Below are 20,597 nucleotides of genomic sequence, written 5' to 3' on the forward strand. Positions count from 1 at the left end.
CCCTCATGGGCCGGTAATACAAAATACCCACATTTATTTAACCCGCACGATTTTCCACATCACCTTGCAACAAATCTGAGTAAAAAGATTCTCATAGGAACACCTGTGAGATCAAGGGGTAATCAACTTTCTAAGGTTCCTGTCCGCGTAACTCCCGCCGAATGTTAATAAAAGGTAATTTAATGTTACTGAATACGTATGCAGTGCATTGTTTCTTTTTCGTACTAAAGGCTAGTATTCCCACTGAAATAAAAAAGACAATTGGGGGCGGTAACCCGGTTGTCAGATAATAAGCAACGGGAAATGCCAAATGAAAACTTTCAAACCCAGTATTATTTCGCTGGCTCTGATGACGAGCGGGCTGGCTTTTTTCAGCCAACCTCTTTTCGCTCAGGAAAGCGAACAAAAACCCTCAAAGGTTCAAGGTGCAGAGGAAGACACCATCGAGAAAATTGAGGTAAGGGGATATAGCACCAGTCTCATTCAGTCGCTTAACCAGAAACGGTACAGCGATACCGTATCCGAGCAAATTTCAGCAGACGATCTAGGGGGATTACCTGATGTGTCGATGGCTGATGCTCTGACGCGGCTTCCCGGTATTTCCGCTGTACGTACGGGTGGACAAGCGGCAGAAATTAACATTCGGGGCCTTGCCGGAGACTTTGTTTTTTCCACGCTCAACGGCAGGGAGCAGGTCTCGACCAGCGGCAGTCGTGCTATTGAATTTGACCAGTATCCCTCAGAACTGATTAGCTCTGCCGCGGTTTATAAGTCACCAAAGGCATCGTTAATAGAAGGAGGCGTTGCCGGTACCGTCGAGCTTCAAACTGCCAGCCCGCTCGCTAACGAACAAACCCATACTTTTAACGTTAACGTGCGCGGAATGTTTAACGACCGCGCTGATGAAATTCCCGACGCTGAAGAATACGGTCATAGACTCAGCTTGTCCTATCAGGGCAAATTTCTTGAGGATACTTTGGGTGTCTCAATGGGCTACGCGCGGTTGCTTCAACCCAGCGTTTCCACTCAATTTGTCGGCCTGGCCTACAACGGTGAGGTGGATGTGGATGGCGTAGAGGGTGATGTGGAGAACATCGGCTCTGATTGCCCGCAGTGCGAACTGATTAGCGAAGGATTCGAAATGCAGCACCGGGGTGGCAAAGAAACGCGCAATGGCTACATTGCTGCCATTGAGTGGGCGCCGCTGGATAACTTTCGCCTAAAAGCTGATGCCTTTGTATCCAGATTTGAATCAGAAACCTTTGCCAGAGGACTGCGAGTAAAGTTTGGCGGCGTTAACGCCAGTATTACTAATCCGGTTATTGTTAACAACAGTGTGGTGGGTGGCACTTTTACTCGCACAGATAACAGCTTTACTCGTGTGGAGATGGTGAATGATGATAATCACGATACTGATCAGGTGGAAAGCTACGGAATTAACGCCAACTGGCAAATTACTGAGAATCTTGCAGCTCAGTTCGATGTATCGCTATCAAAAGCGCAAAGCGACTTTCGCAATGGCTTGCTGTGGGGACTGGTGTCTGAAGATGCATCAGCAGCCAGCCCTGCCTTTGACGAAAATGTTCAGATTTCCTATTTGCTAAATGGGCAGAATTTACCAGACATCGGATTCAGCCAGTTCGACGCTTTTGCTGACACCAGCCGGATTATGATGAGTAAATACGGCATTTACCCTTATGAAAACAAAGACGAATTAGACGCTTATCGAGCGGACTTTCAATATTATCTTGATCTGCCATTATTATCGTCGATGGAATTCGGTTACCGCTACTCAGATCGGGAATATCGTAATGACCGTTCTATCTTTGAATTTGGAAATGATGGCGGATTTTCCGTCAGTCAACCGCCGTTACCCCTTGATGAAAGCTTAGTAGAAACGGTAGATTGGTCGGGAGATTTTAGCTACTTCCCCAGTTACTTGTCTGTTAATCAAGACGCGGCATTAGCAGCATGGTTCCCCGATGGAGCACCGCAGCCTGTACAAACGTGGGGTGTCGGCGCTGCAGGTGTCATCAATGGCGGCACCGGGCCTGCCTCTGAATGGACGGTGCAGGAAAGCGGCACTGTATTTGAAACCGTTAATGCTGCCTATTTAATGGCCAATATCGATACACAAATTGGAGATATTCCGGTATCCGGCAACGTGGGTATTCGTTATGTACGCTCGAAGCAACGGTCAACTACGTTGCAACGAGCTACTAAACTTGTCACCGATCCAGATACGGGAACAACGGTAGAAATGAGCGATCCTTTAGCAGGCGCACAAAATATCGTGGATGAAGCGGGCTTAATCAATAACTTTTACCGTCCAACGATTCTCGCCCACGAATTCACTGACGTATTGCCTTCTATTAATCTTAATTTCAAATTGACCGACAATACTCAACTACGAGTAGCTGCGGCTAAAGTGATGGGGCGCGCGCCTATCAACCGTTTTGCAGCAAATTCTTCTACTTCGGTAGAAACCGTTACCGCTACAATGAACCGGGACTCTAACGAGATTACGCTGTCTCAACCCACTGCCAAAGTAAATGGCTCCGCCCGCAACAGCCCCTATCTGGATCCGTTTTACGCAACCCAATATGACGTTTCTTACGAATACTACTTTGAAGAAACCGAAGGCGCGATTATTGTTGCTGCATTTTATAAAAATATTGAATCATTTATTGAAAATATCGCCATTGAGCCGTACGACTTTGAGGGGAACGGCTTTACCATCCCCGAAGCTGTCGAGGTTCCCGTCTACTTAGAAGCTGAATTTTCAGGACAAGAACCGGAGCTGGCCAGGGATGAAAATGGCGATCCTCTATTTATCTCTGTACCCACCGAAAATGGTCTTTACGAGACCGCCATTAATAACGCCGAAGGCGGTTATATTCGCGGTGTAGAAGTGGCTTATACGCAAATTTACAGCATGTTGCCTGGCGCGCTTGCAGGATTAGGGATCAGTGCCAGTTATTCGTACACCGAAAGCGAAATTCAGCGCACGTTGAGCGATGGCGTATTTTCCAGCCGCTTGCCAGGTTTGTCAGAAAACGTTGCTACGTTGACATTGTTCTGGGACTACGAAGGTTTTGAAACCCGTGTCTCAGGCAGGTATCGGGATGCTTTTGTGTCAGAGCAGGTTGCGGTGAATGATCAAACCGTAAATTTTGATGCGGAATTGGTGATCGATTATCAAGCGTCTTACAACATTAACGATAATTTGAGCGTCCTTTTTCAGGTAAATAACCTTACCGACGAACCTACCAAGAGCTACTTTACCTCACCTGAACAAACCGGAACGATTCAGTTCTTTGGCACCCAATACTTTCTGGGGATGACTTACTCGCTATGAAGACGATAGAAAAATTACAACGCTTTTTCGGGAAATCATTTCTGACATTTAGTTTACAGAGACAAGCCATGCTTTCATTCAAACGAACACTTGCGCTGACAGCGCTAATATATTCAATACTGTTGCTCACCGCGTGTGGCGGTTCAGAGGTGGAATCAGGCGATAACGACCTGCTAACCTGTGACGCGCCGGAAGTGCCAGATGCTGCCGGAACCAGTTGCGTTGCACCGCCGCCTATTGCCTGTGACCCACCTACAGTACCTAATGAAGCCAACGATGCCTGTGTAGTTGGGGCTGATCCAAGTCTGCCGGATCCCGTTTTTTTCCCTGGCGATCAACAGGCGGTGCTGTATTTCAACAGAGCCTCAGTGGATGCTGATAATTCGGCCAATGATCCCGCCTATGAAGGATGGCGTCTTCATACATGGAATAATGATGAGTGCGATGCATACGCTGATGCAGACTCCGATTGGGCGAATGGCAGACAACCCACGGGTATTGATCCTAATTATGGGGCTTACTGGGTGCTGGAGCTAAAAGAAAACTATGGTAGCTGCCACAACTTCATTGTCCATAAAGGTACTGACGACGCAGGTAAGGAGCTCGGTGGCGGTGATTTCCAAGGCTCACTGATTCAGGATGATGAAAAATATACGCGAATGAATTTCACGTTGTCCGGAGAAGCCACGATTTTTGGGTTTCCTATTATGTCACTAGGGCCTCAACCTGTTGAAATAGAAGGGGTAGCTGCGCACTGGCTGGATACGAACACTCTGCTGTGGAATACACCTGAAGGAGTTGAAAGTGTAAAATTACATTATTCAGAAAATGCCACCTTAACCGTGACGCTGGAAGAGGGACTGAATGGCACGACTATCGAGCTGGTACCAGCGAGCTTATCAGATGATCAAGTTGCGACAGCACCACACTTAGCCGCCCTTGCCCCCTGGAGTGGACAGTGGACGCCAGAAGAAGCTAAACAACTTCTCACTTATCAGGTGGTTCTTGCGGGATATAACAGCGAGGGTACGTTGGTGGCGGCGACCGGTGTGCAAACTGCGAAAGCGCTGGACGCGCTATATACTAGCGAAGAAGATGATGCTGATGAAACGCAGTTGGGTGCTATATATACCGATACTGGCATTACTGCTGCGGTCTGGGCACCTACAGCACAAAGTGTAACACTACTTACCTATTCCGACAGCAAAACCCTGGCAAATTCCTTTACCATGACCCGAGATGATACTTCAGGCGTATGGCGCTATGAGGGAAATATGGATTTAGATAGGGCGTTATATCGATATCAGGTGGTGGTGTATCATCCAGCAACAAAAACCCTTGAAACCCTTGAAGTCACAGACCCTTATTCTGTCTCTTTAACTACCAACGGCCGTTTCTCTCGCTTTGTCAATCTGCAAGATGAGGATTTAAAACCGCAGGGCTGGGAAACTCAGGCCATTCCCACTATTGCTAATCCGGAAGATGCAGTGATTTATGAAGGCCATATTCGTGACTTTAGCGCCCGGGACGAATCCACTTCACCAGCAAACCGTGGAAAATACTTGGCGTTTACTGAACAAGGCACAGCGCCAGTCACGCATTTACAAAAGCTGGTTGAAGCGGGGCTTACCCACTTTCATATTTTACCTTCCAACGACATAGCCACCGTCGACGAGGACCCTGCAAATACGGTTTCCTTATACAACACCGTTGGTGACCTGTGTCGGTTAAACGGGCAAGCGCCAATCTGTGACGAAGAACCTGCAACGAGTGTGCTGCTGGATGTGTATAACAGCTACGATCCGTTGGCGGAAGCCGAAAAAGCGCAAGCTCTTACTCAACAAATCAGAGGCGTAGATACCTTCAACTGGGGCTACGATCCTCAACATTATAGTGCGCCAGAGGGCAGTTATGCATCTGATGCTGAAGGCGTGGCACGAATAGTAGAAATGCGCGCAATGATTCAGGCGCTTCATGAGTTAGGTCTGCGTGTAGCTTTGGATGTGGTTTTCAATCACACCAGTACCTCTGGAGTATACCCTAAGTCAGTCTTGGATAAAGTAGTGCCAGGTTATTATCATCGATACGACGTGCAAACCGGCGCGATTGTGCAGGAAACCTGTTGTGAGGATACTGAGCCGCGCAACGTCATGATGGAAAAGGTGATGAAGGACTCATTGCTCATCTGGGCGCAGGAATATAAATTTGATGCGTTTCGTTTCGACATAATGAGTCAGGCAACCAAAGAGACAATGGTGCGTCTAAAAGCGGCGGTTCAAGAGGTGGACTCTGATACCTATTTTTACGGCGAAGGCTGGTTGAAGGAAGACCGGGGCTACGAGCAGGCAAATCAGCTAAATATGGCTGGCACTGAAATCGGCACCTTTAACGATCGTATTCGTGAGGCAGTCCGTCAAGGGAATATTTTCAATCCTCAAAGCGATCAGGCACTAAGTGATCAGGACAGGGTGAAAGTGGGAATGGCTGGAACCTTAACCGAATTCGTTCTAAAAACATCAAACGGCGCTGCCACTGCCACCAGCAATCTTGGCGGTTACGCCACCGATCCCGCAGACATCATCAATTACGTGTCCAAACATGATAATGAAACCTTGTGGGATCAGTTCAACTACACGTTACCAATGGATCTCTCCCTCTCTGAACGCGTGCGAGCGCAGAATATCGGGATCGGCCTTCCGCTGATGTCTCAGGGAATACCATTTCTGCAAATGGGCGGTGACATGTTGCGCTCCAAGTCGATGGATCGCAACAGCTACGATTCAGGCGATTGGTTCAACTACCTCGATTTTACTTACAACACCAACAACTGGAACGTCGGACTACCATTAGCTGAGGACAACGACGTTCGCTGGAAAGAAATGGGCGAGTTCATTAATTCTTCCCAGCGAGCAGCGACCATGAGTGACATCGAGTTTGCTTCTGCAGTGTTCAATGAATTTCTCAGTATTCGGTCACAGAGCCCGCTTTTCAGGCTTACCACTATGCAAGACGTTATCGACCGTGTGGGCTTTCATAATATTGGAAAATCCCAACAGCAAGGTTTGATTGTGATGAGTATTGATGATGGCGTATCGCCAGATTCTGATATCACTCTTACTGATATTGATCCTATGCTGGACGCGTTAGTGGTAGTGGTGAATACCGGTTATGAAGAAAAGTCGATAAAGGTCAGTTCAGCGACCGGCTTTAACCTGCACCCTGTGCAGATGAATTCGGTAGATGCAAACGTACGCGGCGCGTTTTTCGCTGAAGGGGAGGGTGACGACGCAGGTAACGGAACCATCACCGTACCCGCCCTCACTATGGCGGTCTTTGTGAAATCGCAAGCAGGAGCGCAAGGCTATGGCTTATCAGCTTATGCTACTTCCGGTGCACCTGATGTGGTTCCCTTTGGAGATACTGCAGTATTTCTGCGAGGCGACATGAATGAGTGGGGAACACTTAATCCGATGATCTATCAGGGAGGCGGCGTTTACCAGGTGTCTTTGAAGATGACCGCAGGGACGGAATATGAATTTAAAGTTGCATCTGATGACTATACTGCCGTGAACTTTGGTGCGCCTGATTCTGCGAACGTTGCTATTGTTGAAGATGAAGAAAAAGTATTAGCAACGAGTAATAATAATCTGGTCTTTACTCCAGCCTTGAGTGCGACTTATCTCTTCAGCTTTAATGCTATAGATCCAGCATCACCGCAAATTACCATTGTTAATGAAGAACCTTTGGCGGGAACTACCGCGTTTCTGCGTGGCGACTTTAACGACTGGAGCACTGACAATGCGTTTACCTACGTGGGCCGCGGCCAATATTCTGCAACATTATCGTTAGCTGCGGGGACCTACAATTTTAAGGCGGCTTCAGATGACTGGTCGACGGTTAATTTTGGCGCTATCAGTGCTGCATATGTTGATAAAACGGTGATAATAGGGGGAACAACCGAGGTAGCAGATACCAGCGAAAATCTGCAGATCACTGTGGAGGAAGACGCTGAATACAGCTTTATACTGAATATGAGCAACGCCGAACAGCCAGTGGTAAAGGTGTTTGAAACAGCATTTTTTGGCACCACGCCAGTGTTTATTCGTGGTGGGATGAACGAGTGGGGCACCGAGCATGAGCTGGTGTATCAGGGCAGCGGTATCTACAGTACTGAAATTACGTTAAGTAAAGGAGCCACCGAGTTTAAAGTAGCGTCTGAAGATTGGGCTACTATTGATTTCGGCACTCCCGAAGATGCGATAAGTAATGGGATTGTCGCCAATTCGGCCAAGGTTTTAGGGACGAGTAATATAAATTTGTTCTTGGATTTACCTGCTGGCACTTATCGGTTTGAAGTCGCGGGGCCGGACGGTTCTGCGCCAATAGTAACGGTGATCCCGATATAGTGATCATTCAGAAACAAATAATTTAAGCCGCTACTCTTAGCGGCTTTTTTTATTTAAATAGCTTTATGTGCGACAAGATGGGAACGATAAGCGCATGGATGGACCCATTTGCGCCAGCGATAGAAAAACAGGAAGTCTTAAAAAACCGTGAAATTATCTTCGCTGGCTCTGTTAGCGTGCTCCTGCTCCAGAAGTTCGGCGACGAGATCTTCACTTATTGCACAAAGCATCTGCGATTCCGCCCTGCCTGGTTGAGGAAAAGAAACTTCGCACTTTTCGAGCCGAATCAGCTTTATGTATAGGATACTAAACCTGTTGCCAACGGCGGCTGGTTGTTTCAAAGTTCTACGCAGAGCCTCAACAGGCCACAGATCTACAACGACGCTTTGCAATTTATGGACAATCCACCGGCCGATTGCAAGGTGACAATTCTTGCTCCTTCGGAACATTTTAAAATCAGGGCACTCACTATGGATAAATTAAAGCTCACGTTAGGCTATCGTGAAGGAAAGAAAGCGGCAGGCGCGCATTTACGCGGTATTAAAGAAAATGAACCATTAACCGTTGCTCAAGCTATAGGCGGAGTGTGATCCTCATAACCGCTACAGTGGAAGAACCTGGCAGTTGAAACGGCAACTGCAGGTTCTTCATCGGCTGTTTAATCAGCGTTAACAATAATATTGTCTAGCTGATAAACCGCACCCTGGGCTCTATCCCACTCTGGAAATATCAATACAAGTTTCACTTTCTCTAAGTTGAGACCCATGTTAGCTAACGTACTAAGATCGTAGGTAAAATGCTGCCACTGACCAACTTGAGGTTGTGCGCCTTCATTACTTTGAACTAACTCAAGTTGCGCAAAGCTACCATCAGCACCTTCTACCTTCATAAGCAGCAGTGCGCCCGGATCATTGGATGGTGACACAAGCTTCATGTCAAACTCCAGGGTCCCTTCAAAAACCGCTGTCAAATCGTGCGGCAATGTGGCGCTAAGTCCTGAGACAGTGGGCGCAGGTCCAAAAAAATCTACGTTAGCAACGGGACCACGCTCAGCGTCTTGTACAACGGAAATTGCAGCATTGGCGCAACAATCCCACAGGCTCCATCCTTCGGTAAAGCCATCGTCAAAGATAGGAAAGGTATCTGAGACAGTGACGTTGATAGGCGTATTGTTCGAATCATCACCATCGCCGACAAGTTTTACGTTGTCTATTTGCATTACCACGCCTTGCTGATTTCCCCAAGCAGGAAAAACCACTAAAGGCGTATCAACCTGAGTTAAGTCCAAAGAAGAACCTGGATGAGTAACCAGATCAGCGATAGGAATAGAGTAATGTTTCCATTCCCCGATCGCTGGAGCTTCAATAGGAAAATCACCAGAACCGCAGGGGTTTCCACATTCCATTTTGACATTAAAGGTTCTTTCTGCACGATCGTCATTCAGCACTAAAAGATCAAAATCAATGGTGTCGAAATTACTGACATCCAGTTTCGCCGGCTGATTGTCAGTGCCTACCTGCGTCTGAAAATACACCACAGATTCGTTGGTATTGAAGGTTACCTGTTTCACTTCGCCATGGTCACCGTCGCTACTAACAACCTGTTCAATATCAACTGTGCCGCTTGCAACGTATTTGTTAATGCCAAACGGAGGATGATCTACGTCATCGAAGATAACCGCAGTAGCCACGCCGTCAAGACTGTACTGGAAACGAATGTTATCCAAGGCATAAGTCATGGGGCCAGTGGTTTCTACCACAAAAGGATTAACCAGAGCATCCACGTTAGCGAAGTTACCCGGCGCAAAACGGTTTCCTTGTGCGAGTAAATCGGCAACAGAAATATGAATTTCCTGCCATTCGCCAACAGCCGGTAAAGGAACGGTGGTATCGCTGACTGCAGGCCATCCGCTATCCATTTTTACCAACAGACTTGAATCCGCATCATTGTTTATGACTCTTACGTCAAAAACCAGTTCGCCGTATTCGGCAAAATGGGTAAGGCTGATGGCCGGGTCAGTATTCACATACATGTTGCCTGTGTCGCCTGTTTGGGTGATTTGCAGTACATTGCCATGTTCACCGTCTTCAACCGTTTCAATCGCAACACTGCCGTTAGGATTATAACTGCCGATGGACATACCTTCTAACAAGCTGTTCAGGTAGATGTTAAATACCGGGCCTGCACCTAAGTTTTCAACAGGATCAATAATTTCAGGTGTTGGGACACCTGGCACTTGCGTCGCATCAGGGTTTATCGACGCACAACCTTCACCGGTGGAAGGATTAACAGAGCATTCGTACACCCGCACGTAATCGACTTCCATCGTTTGGGGGAAGACTGTGTCATCAATGCCTGTTTCATTAGTATTACCTGCCCAAGCGCCGCCCACGGCAACGTTCAACAACAAGTGGAAACGCTCGTTAAAGGGAGCACTACCTTGTGCAGTCTGCCATTGGCCGTTTTCATCCTGATATTGCGCGTACCATCCTTCTTGCGTTTGCGTTGCAAAATGCACATCATCAACGTACCAGCGGATTTCGCCGTCTTCCCACTCAATAGCGTATTCGTGAAAACCATCAGCAGGATTGGCATTATCAGGTAAACGGTAAGGCGCGCCTGAGCTCACATTTCCTGGCCAAATGCGGCCGAAATGCAAGGTGCCGTAGGTACGATCTTCTGGCGCGCCGTTGGCGGTGGGATCATCAGAAGCGGCCTTTAAGTTTACCGCCTCCATAATGTCGATTTCACCCGATGCTGCCCATGGGCCATAAACGTAGTCGGTGGGAAGCATCCAGATAGCGGGCCAGGTTCCTTGACCGGACGGCAGCTTCGCTTTTATTTCAAAGCGGCCGTAGGTCCAGTCGCCTTTATTAATCGTGCGAAGCCGAGCCGATGTATAGGGTAGGGTAGCAAGACTATCCGTATTCCCATCAGGATTATCAGGGCCAATAAAGGTTTCCTTCTTTGCAATAATCGTAAGAACGCCATTATCTACATAGGCGTTATCCTCGCGGTTAGTGTAACACTGTTGTTCACCGTTGCCGCCGCCCCAGCAATTTTCTTCAAAACTCCATTTTGACGAGTCTATCTCGTCGCCATCGAACTCGTCCTGCCACACCATTACCCAGTTGTTTTCTTGCTCGCTATCCTGTTGTAGCTGCGCATCGAAAGTAATGTTTCCCCGCGCAAATTCAAATCGAACAGGTACAGTCATAGCGCTACCCGACGCCAGCGAGTCGGTAGAAACATCGATGAAGGGAACACCATCTTCAGTTTCGCCAGACATTTGAACAACATCTAGTGAGCTGTTAGCAATTAACAGTCTCATTGGCCCGCTGATTGACATATCGCTTTGGTTGGTAATGGTCACGTTAACCACATACGCTTTGTTAACGCGATCAAACGTCTGTCTTGCTTGTGAAATGGTAAGCGGGGCTTCAACATCAGTCCAATCAGCCAATGCGGGAGCAGACATTCCCCCCATAAGCAAACTGCTAATGAGTAGAGAGAGCGAATTTTTCATTATGCAACTCCAGCTTTGCTACTTCTGTTCATTCTTCTTGCGCCAAGCAGGAATAAGCCCAAACTGGCAATAGAGAAGGTGGCGGGTGCAGAGACGTCGGCAGTCACTTCATTAAGACTTACAGAATTAATCGTCATCCACGCTGGTGACATATCAACGTTACTTAACAGTTGAAATTCAATGCTCCAACCTGTTTGGTTTTTAAAACTGTCGTCAAGAAGAAATGCTCCGGTGTAGCTAGCTTCGCCGTTGATATCAGGCGCGCCGAAAAACGTGCCAAGGTTACCGGTATAGTCGTAGGTCATGCCGCTACCATCATTTAGATATACGGCAAAATAATCCGCGGTCAGTGGTGCCTGATCGGTTAATTCGCTGTTTACGCTAAAATCATAATTCAGCCATAGTTGCGAATCTGCGGAAGCGGTGAGATCCAGGTTTTGATAGAGAGTATTCGCCATGGCATCGGTGTTATCAATGTAGATGTTTGCTGCACAGTTGGGTGCTGCGCCAGTCACAGTAAAATCTGCTGGGTTGCCTGCGGCGCCATCGCTATCTGTTTGCCAACTGGTGAGATCGCAGGTGCTGAAATCTCCGTTTTCTATCATTGCAGCAGTGCCAGATGCGCTACAAAACGCCAGTGTTATGAGTGATCCTAGTAGTGTTTTTTTCATGTGTATCTCCAACAAACAAACCAAATTAAAATTAACTACGCGATTATTTTTTATTAAATGGTAGCGCTTACATTTTGGGGTGAGAGAGAGCGATTTACTTTCACCTACCAATGCTCGCGTTTACAATTTAACTATATGAAAAAGAAACGTCAATATATTGTTAATTCAATGTGTATTTAATTGGCGTGTGAAGGTTGTATAGTTTTATCCCATGGCGTCAGTAAGTTCAAAAACGAGACGTGCGGCTAGCCGAGCAGTTTTCATCTCGGCGTCATAAGTGGGGTTTAATTCAGCGATATCGCTGTAATGCCATCGAAAGCTTAGCGGGCTTTGTTGCTTGCCAAGCCATTGCAGAAACTGAATTACCGCTATCGGTGGAATCCCTAAGGCCGCAGGGGCGCTAACGCCAGGGGCGACTGAAGAAGAAAATGCATCCATACATACGGTTACGTAAAGGGAATCGATAGATTCTAAAAATGGAGTGACAGTGGCAATGGCTGATTCAATATTAAATTCGTAATCGAGTAGTAAGCGGGTGTTGGATTCCTTGGCATAATCAAATAAAGCGGAAGTATTCGCAGCTTTAGAAACCCCAAAGCAGGCATAGTGAAAGGGCATTTTTTGCTGGTGGCACCATTCTGAAATTTGTCTAAAAGGTGTGCCGGATGTTCCAGCCGGTGAAGGTTTGCGTAAATCCAGGTGAGCATCTATATTAATAATCCCGATATTTGTACCCTGAGGAAGAGCAGCGGCAAGCCCTTGAAAGGCTGCCCAAGCGATATCATGGCCGCCTCCTAGCCCAATCACCTTCGCCTTCTTTTTAAGCGCACAACTTACTAAGCTAGCATAACTGCACTGTGTGTCATCCAGCACATCAAAAATTGTTGAGTCGCCGACATCGTAAAGAGACCCTTCTTTGCACCATGGAAGATTGGCTAACGCATGGCGCAATGCATTTGGTCCTTCCGCCGCGCCAGTTCTGCCCTTATTGGCGGCTACTCCACTATCATTAGGATAACCAACGAGAACTAACGCTTTTTCATGTTCTGGCAACTCATCAATGTGCTGACATTGCACAACCTGATGCCAGCGATGGCCACGCTCTCCGTCCTCTGCGTCAATTCTTCCCGTCCAGGGGTTAAGATTTTCCATGCAGTTTACCTCCTATCCATTTCGCGTAAGGGCGAAAACCGTTGATTTCGTATATCAGCTCATCTGGTGAACTTATTTGCCACAAACACAGATCGGCGTCAGCGCCTTTGGCGATTGTGCCTTTATTAAACAGGCTCAGCGCTTTTGCAGCATTAACGGTAATTCCTTTTAGTGCTTCTTCTGTCGTTAAGCCAAACAATACGCTGGACATGTTTGCACATGTCAGCAGCGACGCAATCGGCGAGGTGCCGGGATTAATATCGGTCGAGACTGCCAGGGGGACGTTATGATCCCGCAACGCTTGCACGGGAGGAAGCTGTTTTTCTTTTAAATAGTAGAACGCGCCTGGCAACAGCACCGCTACCGTTCCAGCCTTTGCCAGCGCAGGGACATCACCGGGCGCAAGATATTCAACATGATCAACAGAGACCGCTCCATATCGCGCGGCCAATAATGCCCCTTTACTGTCAGACAGCTGTTCGACATGCGCTTTTATTTTCAGCCCACAGTCTTTAGCTACCTTAAATACTCGTTCTGTCTGAGCAAGCGTAAACCCAACAGACTCACAAAAGACATCTACCGCATCAGCTAAATTGTTCTTCGTTACGAAAGGCAGCATTTCCTCGCAAACAAGGTCAATGTATTCATCAGCAGAAAGAGAGGAATCGGGAGGCAACGCGTGGGCGCCTAAAAAAGTACGCTGAACATGGATCCCCAGCGCGTCTGCTACTCGCTGTGCAATGTCTAGCATGCGGCACTCATTTTGAAGATCCAATCCGTAGCCCGATTTAATCTCCATGGTAGTGACGCCTTCTTCGACAAGCCGCCGGCCTCTGCGCATGGCAGTCTCGAAAAGCTGCGACTCACTGGCATCCCGGGTAGCTCTTACTGTACTTTTTATGCCACCGCCCTGTTGGCTGATGGTTTCATAGCTCACCCCCGCCAGTCGCTGGGAAAATTCATTTGCCCGACTGCCGCCGTAGACCAGATGGGTGTGGCAATCAACGAAGCCGGGAAGACACCAGGCGCCTTTTCCATCCACAACAGTATCTGCTGCTTTAGGTTTAAGAGAATTGCCGAGTTCGGTGATTTTACCGTCAGCCATACGCAGTGAGGACGCGTCCAATTCGCCGAAGGGGTTACCGTTTTCAGTCATTGATGCAATACGAATATTTGTTAGTAGTGTCGACGCCATGTGATTCCTTCGTAGGATTATGGATTTACAGTCTACTTGTGCATACTTGTATATACAAGTGGCTTGCAGTAAAGTGTGCCGTATTCTGCCCAAAGGAATACATTAATGCTTCCGCGTTACATCACGATTAAATCTGCATTGCTCGATGCTATTGAATCCGGAGAACTGCAGCCGGGCGATCAAATTGATTCCGAGAACCAGCTGGCGTTGCGTTATAAGGTCAGTCGCATGACAGCCCGCAGGGCAATGACTGAACTGGTTGAAGAAGGAATTCTTGCGCGTTCGCAAGGGCTGGGTACATTTGTGTCGGATAGCCGTCCGATGAGCTCTATGCTGAAAATTGTCGGTGTTCAAGAAGAGATTCGATCCCGCGGTCACCAGTACCAGGCACGTTTACTAGTTAAAGATAAAATTTTTGCCAGCGAGCAACAAAGCAAATGGTTAGGGGTCGCGCCGGGGGCTGAGCTTTATTTCACGCGGGTGGTGCATTATGAGAATCAGGTGGCGGTGCAACTTGAAGAAAGGCTCGTCAGCCCAGTGTGGGCGCCCGACTATCTCCAGCAGGATTTCAACAAAGTTACAGCCAATGAGTATCTTAATCTCGTCGCTCCTCTGACTGAAGCGGACCATATTGTTGAAGCAATGCTTCCCTCAGATACAGACGCAGACGTACTGGAAATTCCTCTTCAACAGCCTTGTCTGCGCATTACCAGACGCACCTATTCTGCACGGGGAATAGTCAGTTTTGCTTTACTGACTCACCCCGGCAATCGCTATCGACTGGGCGGCCATCTGCAATTTGATGCCCCCGTTAAGGAGTTAAAAAAATGATAAGAAACGACCCTACACGCGTTATTTCTGCCCCTCGCGGCACCGAACTCAGCGCGAAAAGCTGGCTTACCGAAGCGCCGCTTCGCATGCTGATGAACAACCTGGATCCAGACGTTGCTGAACATCCGCAATCGTTAGTCGTCTACGGTGGAATAGGGCGCGCCGCTAGAAACTGGGAAGCCTACGATAAAATAATCGAAGTGCTAAAGCGGCTTAATGATGATGAAACCTTGTTGGTGCAATCCGGTAAGCCAGTTGGCGTATTTCCCACCCATAAGAACGCCCCTCGTGTATTGATTGCTAATTCTAATTTGGTTCCCCACTGGGCTAACTGGCAGCACTTTAACGAGCTGGACAGAAAAGGCTTGATGATGTACGGGCAGATGACAGCGGGTTCTTGGATCTATATTGGCTCGCAGGGAATTGTTCAAGGTACTTATGAAACCTTTGTCAGCATTGCCAAAGCCCATTTTGAGGGCAAAGCTGAAGGCCGCTGGATATTAACCGGTGGACTGGGAGGCATGGGCGGAGCTCAACCGTTGGCCGCCACGATGGCAGGATTTTCGATGATTGCCGTCGAGGTAGACGAGAGCCGAATAGATTTACGACTGAAAACCGGATACCTCGATAGAAAGGCCACCACCATTGATGAAGCTTTGGCTATGATTAACGCGGCTAAAAAAGCAGGCACGGCGGTATCAGTAGGATTATTGGGCAACGCGGCAGAGGTGTTTCCAGCGCTTTTAAGAAAAAGAGTAGTACCCGATGTTGTGACCGATCAGACCAGCGCACACGATCCCTTAAACGGTTATCTACCCAAAGGTTGGACATTGGAAGAGGCAAGCGCCCGCCGCCAGGCCGACGAAGCGCAGGTGGTGAAAGCGGCGAAAGCATCTATGGCGCTGCAAGTCTCGGCAATGCTTGAGTTTCAGCGCAAAGGTGCGGCCACAGTAGACTACGGCAATAATATCCGCCAGATGGCAATGGAGGCGGGCGTCCAAAATGCGTTCGATTTTCCGGGCTTTGTTCCCGCCTATATTCGGCCGCTGTTTTGTCAAGGCATCGGTCCCTTCCGCTGGGTGGCGTTATCTGGCGATCCAGAAGATATCTACAAAACCGATCAAAAAGTCAAAGAATTGATTCCTGATAATCCTCATTTGCACAACTGGCTGGATATGGCTCGAGAGCGAATTCAGTTTCAGGGGCTACCAGCTCGTATTTGCTGGGTAGGGTTAGGAGAACGTCAAAAGTTAGGATTGGCATTTAATGAGATGGTGAGAAATGGCGAACTAAAAGCACCGGTGGTGATTGGGCGCGATCATCTTGATTCCGGATCTGTTGCTTCTCCAAACCGTGAGACTGAAGCCATGAAAGACGGTTCTGATGCAGTATCCGATTGGCCGTTACTTAACGCAATGCTAAACACCGCAGGTGGTGCTACCTGGGTGAGCCTTCATCACGGCGGTGGCGTGGGCATGGGCTTTAGCCAGCATTCCGGTGTCGTAATTGTGTGTGATGGCACCACCGATGCCGATAAGCGTCTTGCCAGGGTACTGCATAACGATCCGGCTTCTGGCGTTATGCGCCATGCTGATGCCGGCTATGAGATTGCGAGAAAGTGCGCTTCTGAGCACGGTCTGGATTTGCCGATGATGGACAAGGAGTAAATTATGATGGACAACTTTTTCGAATTGCATCCCGGCACGCTCTCGTTGGATGACTGTAGACAATGTTTTCGCACCCATTCGCCGCTCAAACTGGCTCAATCTGCCCACGCCGGTATTGACGCTGCCGAACAGACTGTCAAAGATGTTCTGAAGGAAGGCCGCACCGTTTATGGTATCAACACAGGCTTTGGTTTACTTGCGAATACACGAATCGCCGAAGATGAGCTAGAGCTGCTACAGCGAAGTATTGTGCTGTCTCATGCTGCGGGTATCGGACAGATTATGCAGACCTCAACGGTGCGTTTGCTGATGCTGTTAAAAATTAACTCGCTGGCTCGCGGTTTTTCCGGTATTCGCCGTGAAGTCATCGAAGCACTAATTACCCTCTACAATCACCAGGTTTGGCCAGCAATTCCACAAAAAGGTTCTGTGGGCGCTTCGGGTGATCTTGCTCCTCTTGCCCATATGAGTGCGGTGTTATTAGGTGAAGGGGAAGTAATTCTTAATGGCAAGAGACAGCCTGCCGCTAAAGGGTTGCAGGCCGCTGGTTTAACGCCCATCGCGTTAGCACCCAAGGAAGGTCTGGCATTACTTAATGGTACTCAGGCATCGACTGCGTTTACGTTAGAAGGTTTATTTTTCGCGGAGAATGCACTGCTGAGCAGCATGGCAATTGGGGCAATGAGTGTTGAAGCCGCATTAGGGTCGCGCGTACCGTTTGACGATCGTATTCATGAAGTGCGAGGTCATCAGGCCCAGCGGGATGTGGCAAGCATATTTCGCGCGTTGTTGGGTGAATCCGAAATAGGTCGCTCCCATGAAGGCTGTGCCAAGGTACAAGATCCTTATTCACTCAGATGTCAGCCACAGGTAATGGGAGCTTGTTTGCAACAAATGCGTTATGCGGCGCAAACATTGGTGACAGAGGCCAACGGCGTGTCAGACAATCCACTGGTTTTCGCCGACAGTAACGACATTCTCTCCGGCGGCAACTTTCACGCTGAGGCTATTGCAATGGCCGCGGATATGCTGGCGATAGCGCTATCTGAAATTGGTGCTCTTGCTGAACGGCGCATGGCACTGCTAATTGATTCAAGCCTGAGCGGTTTGCCGCCATTTTTGGTTGAGAACGGAGGTGTGAACTCAGGGTTTATGATTGCGCAGGTCACCTGTGCCGCGTTGGCTAGCGAAAATAAAACGTTGGCCCATCCGGCAAGTATTGATTCGCTTCCCACTTCTGCCAATCAGGAAGATCACGTTTCTATGGCAACCTTTGCAGGGCGCAGACTGAAAGACATTTATGAGAATGTCGCTGGCATTTTAGCCATTGAGTGGCTCGCCGCCGCGCAAGGAGTGGATTTTCGTGCTCCACTCACTACCAGTCAGCCGCTTTCGGCAGTTCATCAGCTCTTACGTCAAGTCGTGCCTTTTTATGACAAAGACCGCTATTTTGCGCCAGACATTGCCGGAGCGTGCGAGTTAATTATGAAGCATGAGTTAGCCGACCTTGTATCCGCTAATGTAAATGCTTTCATTCTTACATAATACTTGTCATTTGTTGGCATCGGGGCCGGGAATTTCTCACCGGCTTTGTTCTGTAAATCTAGAGAGGCTGTACCGTATCAACCTTTTAATAAGTGTCGGCGAAAGGTAACACCAGAGATACTTGGGCGGTAAGTCATCATAACTCCTTCAAAACATGCGCACATTTGTTGTTTTATTAAACCACTATCCATCCATCATTTTCTGGTTTTGCATCGGAGCTACCGGATTCTATTATCTTAGATAAATGCTGAATAAACTGGCGTACTGGCAACGAAGGAAGCTGACTTTACACGCTGGTTTTGCCATAATTCGTTTCTTTTATTTTTACTGGTAATCTTTTGAATCAACAACATGTAAGTATCGGTTTGATCAACCCAAAGTCAGCGACCAATGTAGGAGCGGTGCTACGAGCGGCAGGTTGTTACGGTGCCAGCAGGATTTTTTATACCGGTGAAAGATATACCAGAGCAAAAGCATTTAACGCTGATACCAAAGCGGTGCATAAAACTATCCCCGCTCAAGGGGTGGGTTTCATTCTTGAAGGTAAACAGCCGGGCGCGAAAGTCATCGCGGTTGAACTTGCCGAAGGAGCTACACCACTACCCGAATATAATCATCCCCTGAATGCATATTATATCTTTGGTCCTGAAGATGGCTCTATACCCAAAGGCGTTCTGCAGCAGTGTGATGACGTAGTGTACGTTCCGACGCAAGGCTGTATGAATCTAGCGGCGACAGTAAATGTTGTACTTTATGATCGTCTTGCCAAAAGTGACTATGACGCCAGCGACGAGCTTATCAAAGCCAGTCGCGATAAGAACAACAGGCTAAAATTCGCCCCCAAGCGTCCCTAAAGTGTAAAAATATGTACAGGGTGTTGCCAAAGAGATACGTTTAGAAAGGGCAGGGAACGGAAAGACGGGCTGCGAACACAAGTGGCGTTTTGATCTAAAAATAAAAGTCTCGCGTAATCGATAAATTAGCAGCACCCGTCCGGCGCGGCCTATGGCTCTGCTTCTATCGCGTAAACTCCATTTATCCTCCTGGTAAATTACCTATTATTAATAAGAATGCTCAAGCTGGCCCGATTGTTGATTATGCTGGCCAGAGCGGAATCATTTCCCGCCTGAAAATAACGATTATAAATAGTTATATCCATCTAATTAACTGAATATAAAATACGTTTTACTATTTACTTTAATAGGGTGATCAGGCAGTGTACTGCCCTTAAGCTCGATCTGGCGTGGATCTGAAACTAAGGGCTGGCACGGAAGCGATTCAAAGAAGACTCAACTTAATCCGATAGACCAAAATAAACGGGAGTCAGAGTGAAACGTCGCTTGTTAAACGCTTTTAAAAAAGTGCATCAAGTTCCGGGTATCAAACAGGTGCTTCGTCCTGTGATCCGTCGGAAAGTCAACAAAGCCATTGATGCGGCGGCCAGTCATTTTTTTGAACACTTTACCTTAGTTGTTGCTCACGAAGAGGATGAGCAGCGTGTGTGTTTTCGTACGCGACATCAGGTTTATTGTGAAGAACTGGGTTTTGAGCAACAAAATAAGACAAAAATGGAGTATGACGAGTTTGATGAATATGCGCTTAGCTGTTACATCAAGCACAAAGCCACCGGAGATTGTGCGGGAACAGTAAGGCTGGTAATGCCCCAGCATCCGGGCCAGGTTCTACCACTGGAGCATAATTGTCCAGAAGCCATACGAATTGACGATCATAGTCCCCAGCGGTATCCAAGACAAACCATCTGCGAAATTTCTCGCTTAGCAATCCCCAAACGCTTCCGTCGCCGCCAATCAGATAATTCTTTATCTCCTGTTACCGGTAAGTCCTTACATAAGGGCTTTCGTAAATCCGAACCTGGAAGAAATTTCCCATATTTATCGCTGGCACTTTACTTTTTTGCTGCCAGCATATGTGTGCTTCGGGACATCGAAAATGTTTATGTAATGATGGAACCAAAGCTTGCTCGCGGTTTGAAGATGCTGGGGATCAATTTCCAGCAGCTAGGGCATGAAATTGAATATCATGGTCAGCGGGCGGCGTATCAGTTATCTCCTGAAGAATTTATGCAGCAGATTTCCCCTGCATTACAACGTTTTCAGCGTAAGATTATGCAGGAGTTGGAAGAAATTCCCAACTTTGGCGCAATTTTTCGTCACCAACCGTCTTCACTTACACAAAAGGATGGCAAACAACGCCGTGCAGCGTAATTCTACTAATTTTACATTTGA

At 47.8% G+C, this 20,597-nt stretch carries 12 protein-coding genes; 8 read left to right on the forward strand and 4 right to left on the reverse strand.

The annotated features are described in order from the left end of the window. Nucleotides 1-310 precede the first annotated feature (310 nt). From CA267_RS18085 to CA267_RS19065, 3 genes are all read left to right on the forward strand, one after another. Complete coding sequence (locus CA267_RS18085; RefSeq protein WP_075609490.1) at nucleotides 311-3,358, forward strand: TonB-dependent receptor; 3,048 nt, start codon at nucleotides 311-313, stop codon at nucleotides 3,356-3,358. Between the two features lie 68 nt (nucleotides 3,359-3,426). After that, nucleotides 3,427-7,764, forward strand: a complete 4,338-nt coding sequence (locus CA267_RS18090) for an alpha-1,6-glucosidase domain-containing protein (RefSeq protein WP_075609489.1) — start codon at nucleotides 3,427-3,429, stop codon at nucleotides 7,762-7,764. A 332-nt stretch (nucleotides 7,765-8,096) separates the two neighbouring features. Continuing rightward, nucleotides 8,097-8,354 carry a DUF6363 domain-containing protein gene (locus tag CA267_RS19065; RefSeq protein WP_321174022.1) on the forward strand — a complete coding sequence of 86 codons (258 nt, stop codon included), beginning with the start codon at nucleotides 8,097-8,099 and terminating at the stop codon, nucleotides 8,352-8,354. A 68-nt stretch (nucleotides 8,355-8,422) separates the two neighbouring features. On the opposite strand, the gene CA267_RS18095 is transcribed toward CA267_RS19065, so the two are convergent. The 4 genes from CA267_RS18095 to hutI form a co-directional block, all read right to left on the reverse strand. Then, nucleotides 8,423-11,290, reverse strand: coding sequence for a glycoside hydrolase family 16 protein (locus CA267_RS18095; protein ID WP_075609487.1), 2,868 nt, complete (start codon nucleotides 11,288-11,290; stop codon nucleotides 8,423-8,425). Then, nucleotides 11,290-11,961 carry a hypothetical protein gene (locus tag CA267_RS18100; RefSeq protein WP_075609486.1) on the reverse strand — a complete coding sequence of 224 codons (672 nt, stop codon included), beginning with the start codon at nucleotides 11,959-11,961 and terminating at the stop codon, nucleotides 11,290-11,292. Before CA267_RS18100 ends, CA267_RS18095 begins: the two co-directional genes overlap by 1 nt. A gap of 204 nt (nucleotides 11,962-12,165) precedes the next feature. Beyond that, nucleotides 12,166-13,113, reverse strand: coding sequence for a formimidoylglutamase (gene hutG, locus CA267_RS18105; protein WP_075609485.1), 948 nt, complete (start codon nucleotides 13,111-13,113; stop codon nucleotides 12,166-12,168). Continuing rightward, complete coding sequence (gene hutI / locus CA267_RS18110; RefSeq protein WP_075609484.1) at nucleotides 13,100-14,308, reverse strand: imidazolonepropionase; 1,209 nt, start codon at nucleotides 14,306-14,308, stop codon at nucleotides 13,100-13,102. The genes hutG and hutI overlap by 14 nt, the downstream gene beginning before the upstream one ends. 105 nt (nucleotides 14,309-14,413) lie before the next feature. On the opposite strand from hutI, the gene CA267_RS18115 reads away from it, so the two are divergent. The 5 genes from CA267_RS18115 to CA267_RS18135 all read left to right on the forward strand — a co-directional run bounded on the left by CA267_RS18115 (nucleotide 14,414) and on the right by CA267_RS18135 (nucleotide 20,576). Then, nucleotides 14,414-15,139 carry a UTRA domain-containing protein gene (locus CA267_RS18115; protein ID WP_075609483.1) on the forward strand — a complete coding sequence of 242 codons (726 nt, stop codon included), beginning with the start codon at nucleotides 14,414-14,416 and terminating at the stop codon, nucleotides 15,137-15,139. Next, entirely contained in the window at nucleotides 15,136-16,806 is a 1,671-nt protein-coding gene (gene hutU, locus CA267_RS18120) for a urocanate hydratase (protein ID WP_075609482.1), read from the forward strand. Before CA267_RS18115 ends, hutU begins: the two co-directional genes overlap by 4 nt. A gap of 6 nt (nucleotides 16,807-16,812) precedes the next feature. After that, nucleotides 16,813-18,351 carry a histidine ammonia-lyase gene (hutH, locus tag CA267_RS18125; protein WP_075610074.1) on the forward strand — a complete coding sequence of 513 codons (1,539 nt, stop codon included), beginning with the start codon at nucleotides 16,813-16,815 and terminating at the stop codon, nucleotides 18,349-18,351. Nucleotides 18,352-18,689: 338 nt separating this feature from the next. Then, nucleotides 18,690-19,205, forward strand: a complete 516-nt coding sequence (locus CA267_RS18130) for an RNA methyltransferase (RefSeq protein WP_075609481.1) — start codon at nucleotides 18,690-18,692, stop codon at nucleotides 19,203-19,205. A 474-nt stretch (nucleotides 19,206-19,679) separates the two neighbouring features. Continuing rightward, a complete protein-coding gene (locus tag CA267_RS18135) occupies nucleotides 19,680-20,576 on the forward strand; it encodes a PEP-CTERM/exosortase system-associated acyltransferase (protein ID WP_075609480.1) in 897 nt (298 codons plus the stop codon). The last annotated feature ends 21 nt before the right edge of the window (nucleotides 20,577-20,597 follow it).

It is taken from the genome of Alteromonas pelagimontana, assembly GCF_002499975.2.
GTDB classification, from domain to species: Bacteria; Pseudomonadota; Gammaproteobacteria; order Enterobacterales; family Alteromonadaceae; genus Alteromonas; species Alteromonas pelagimontana.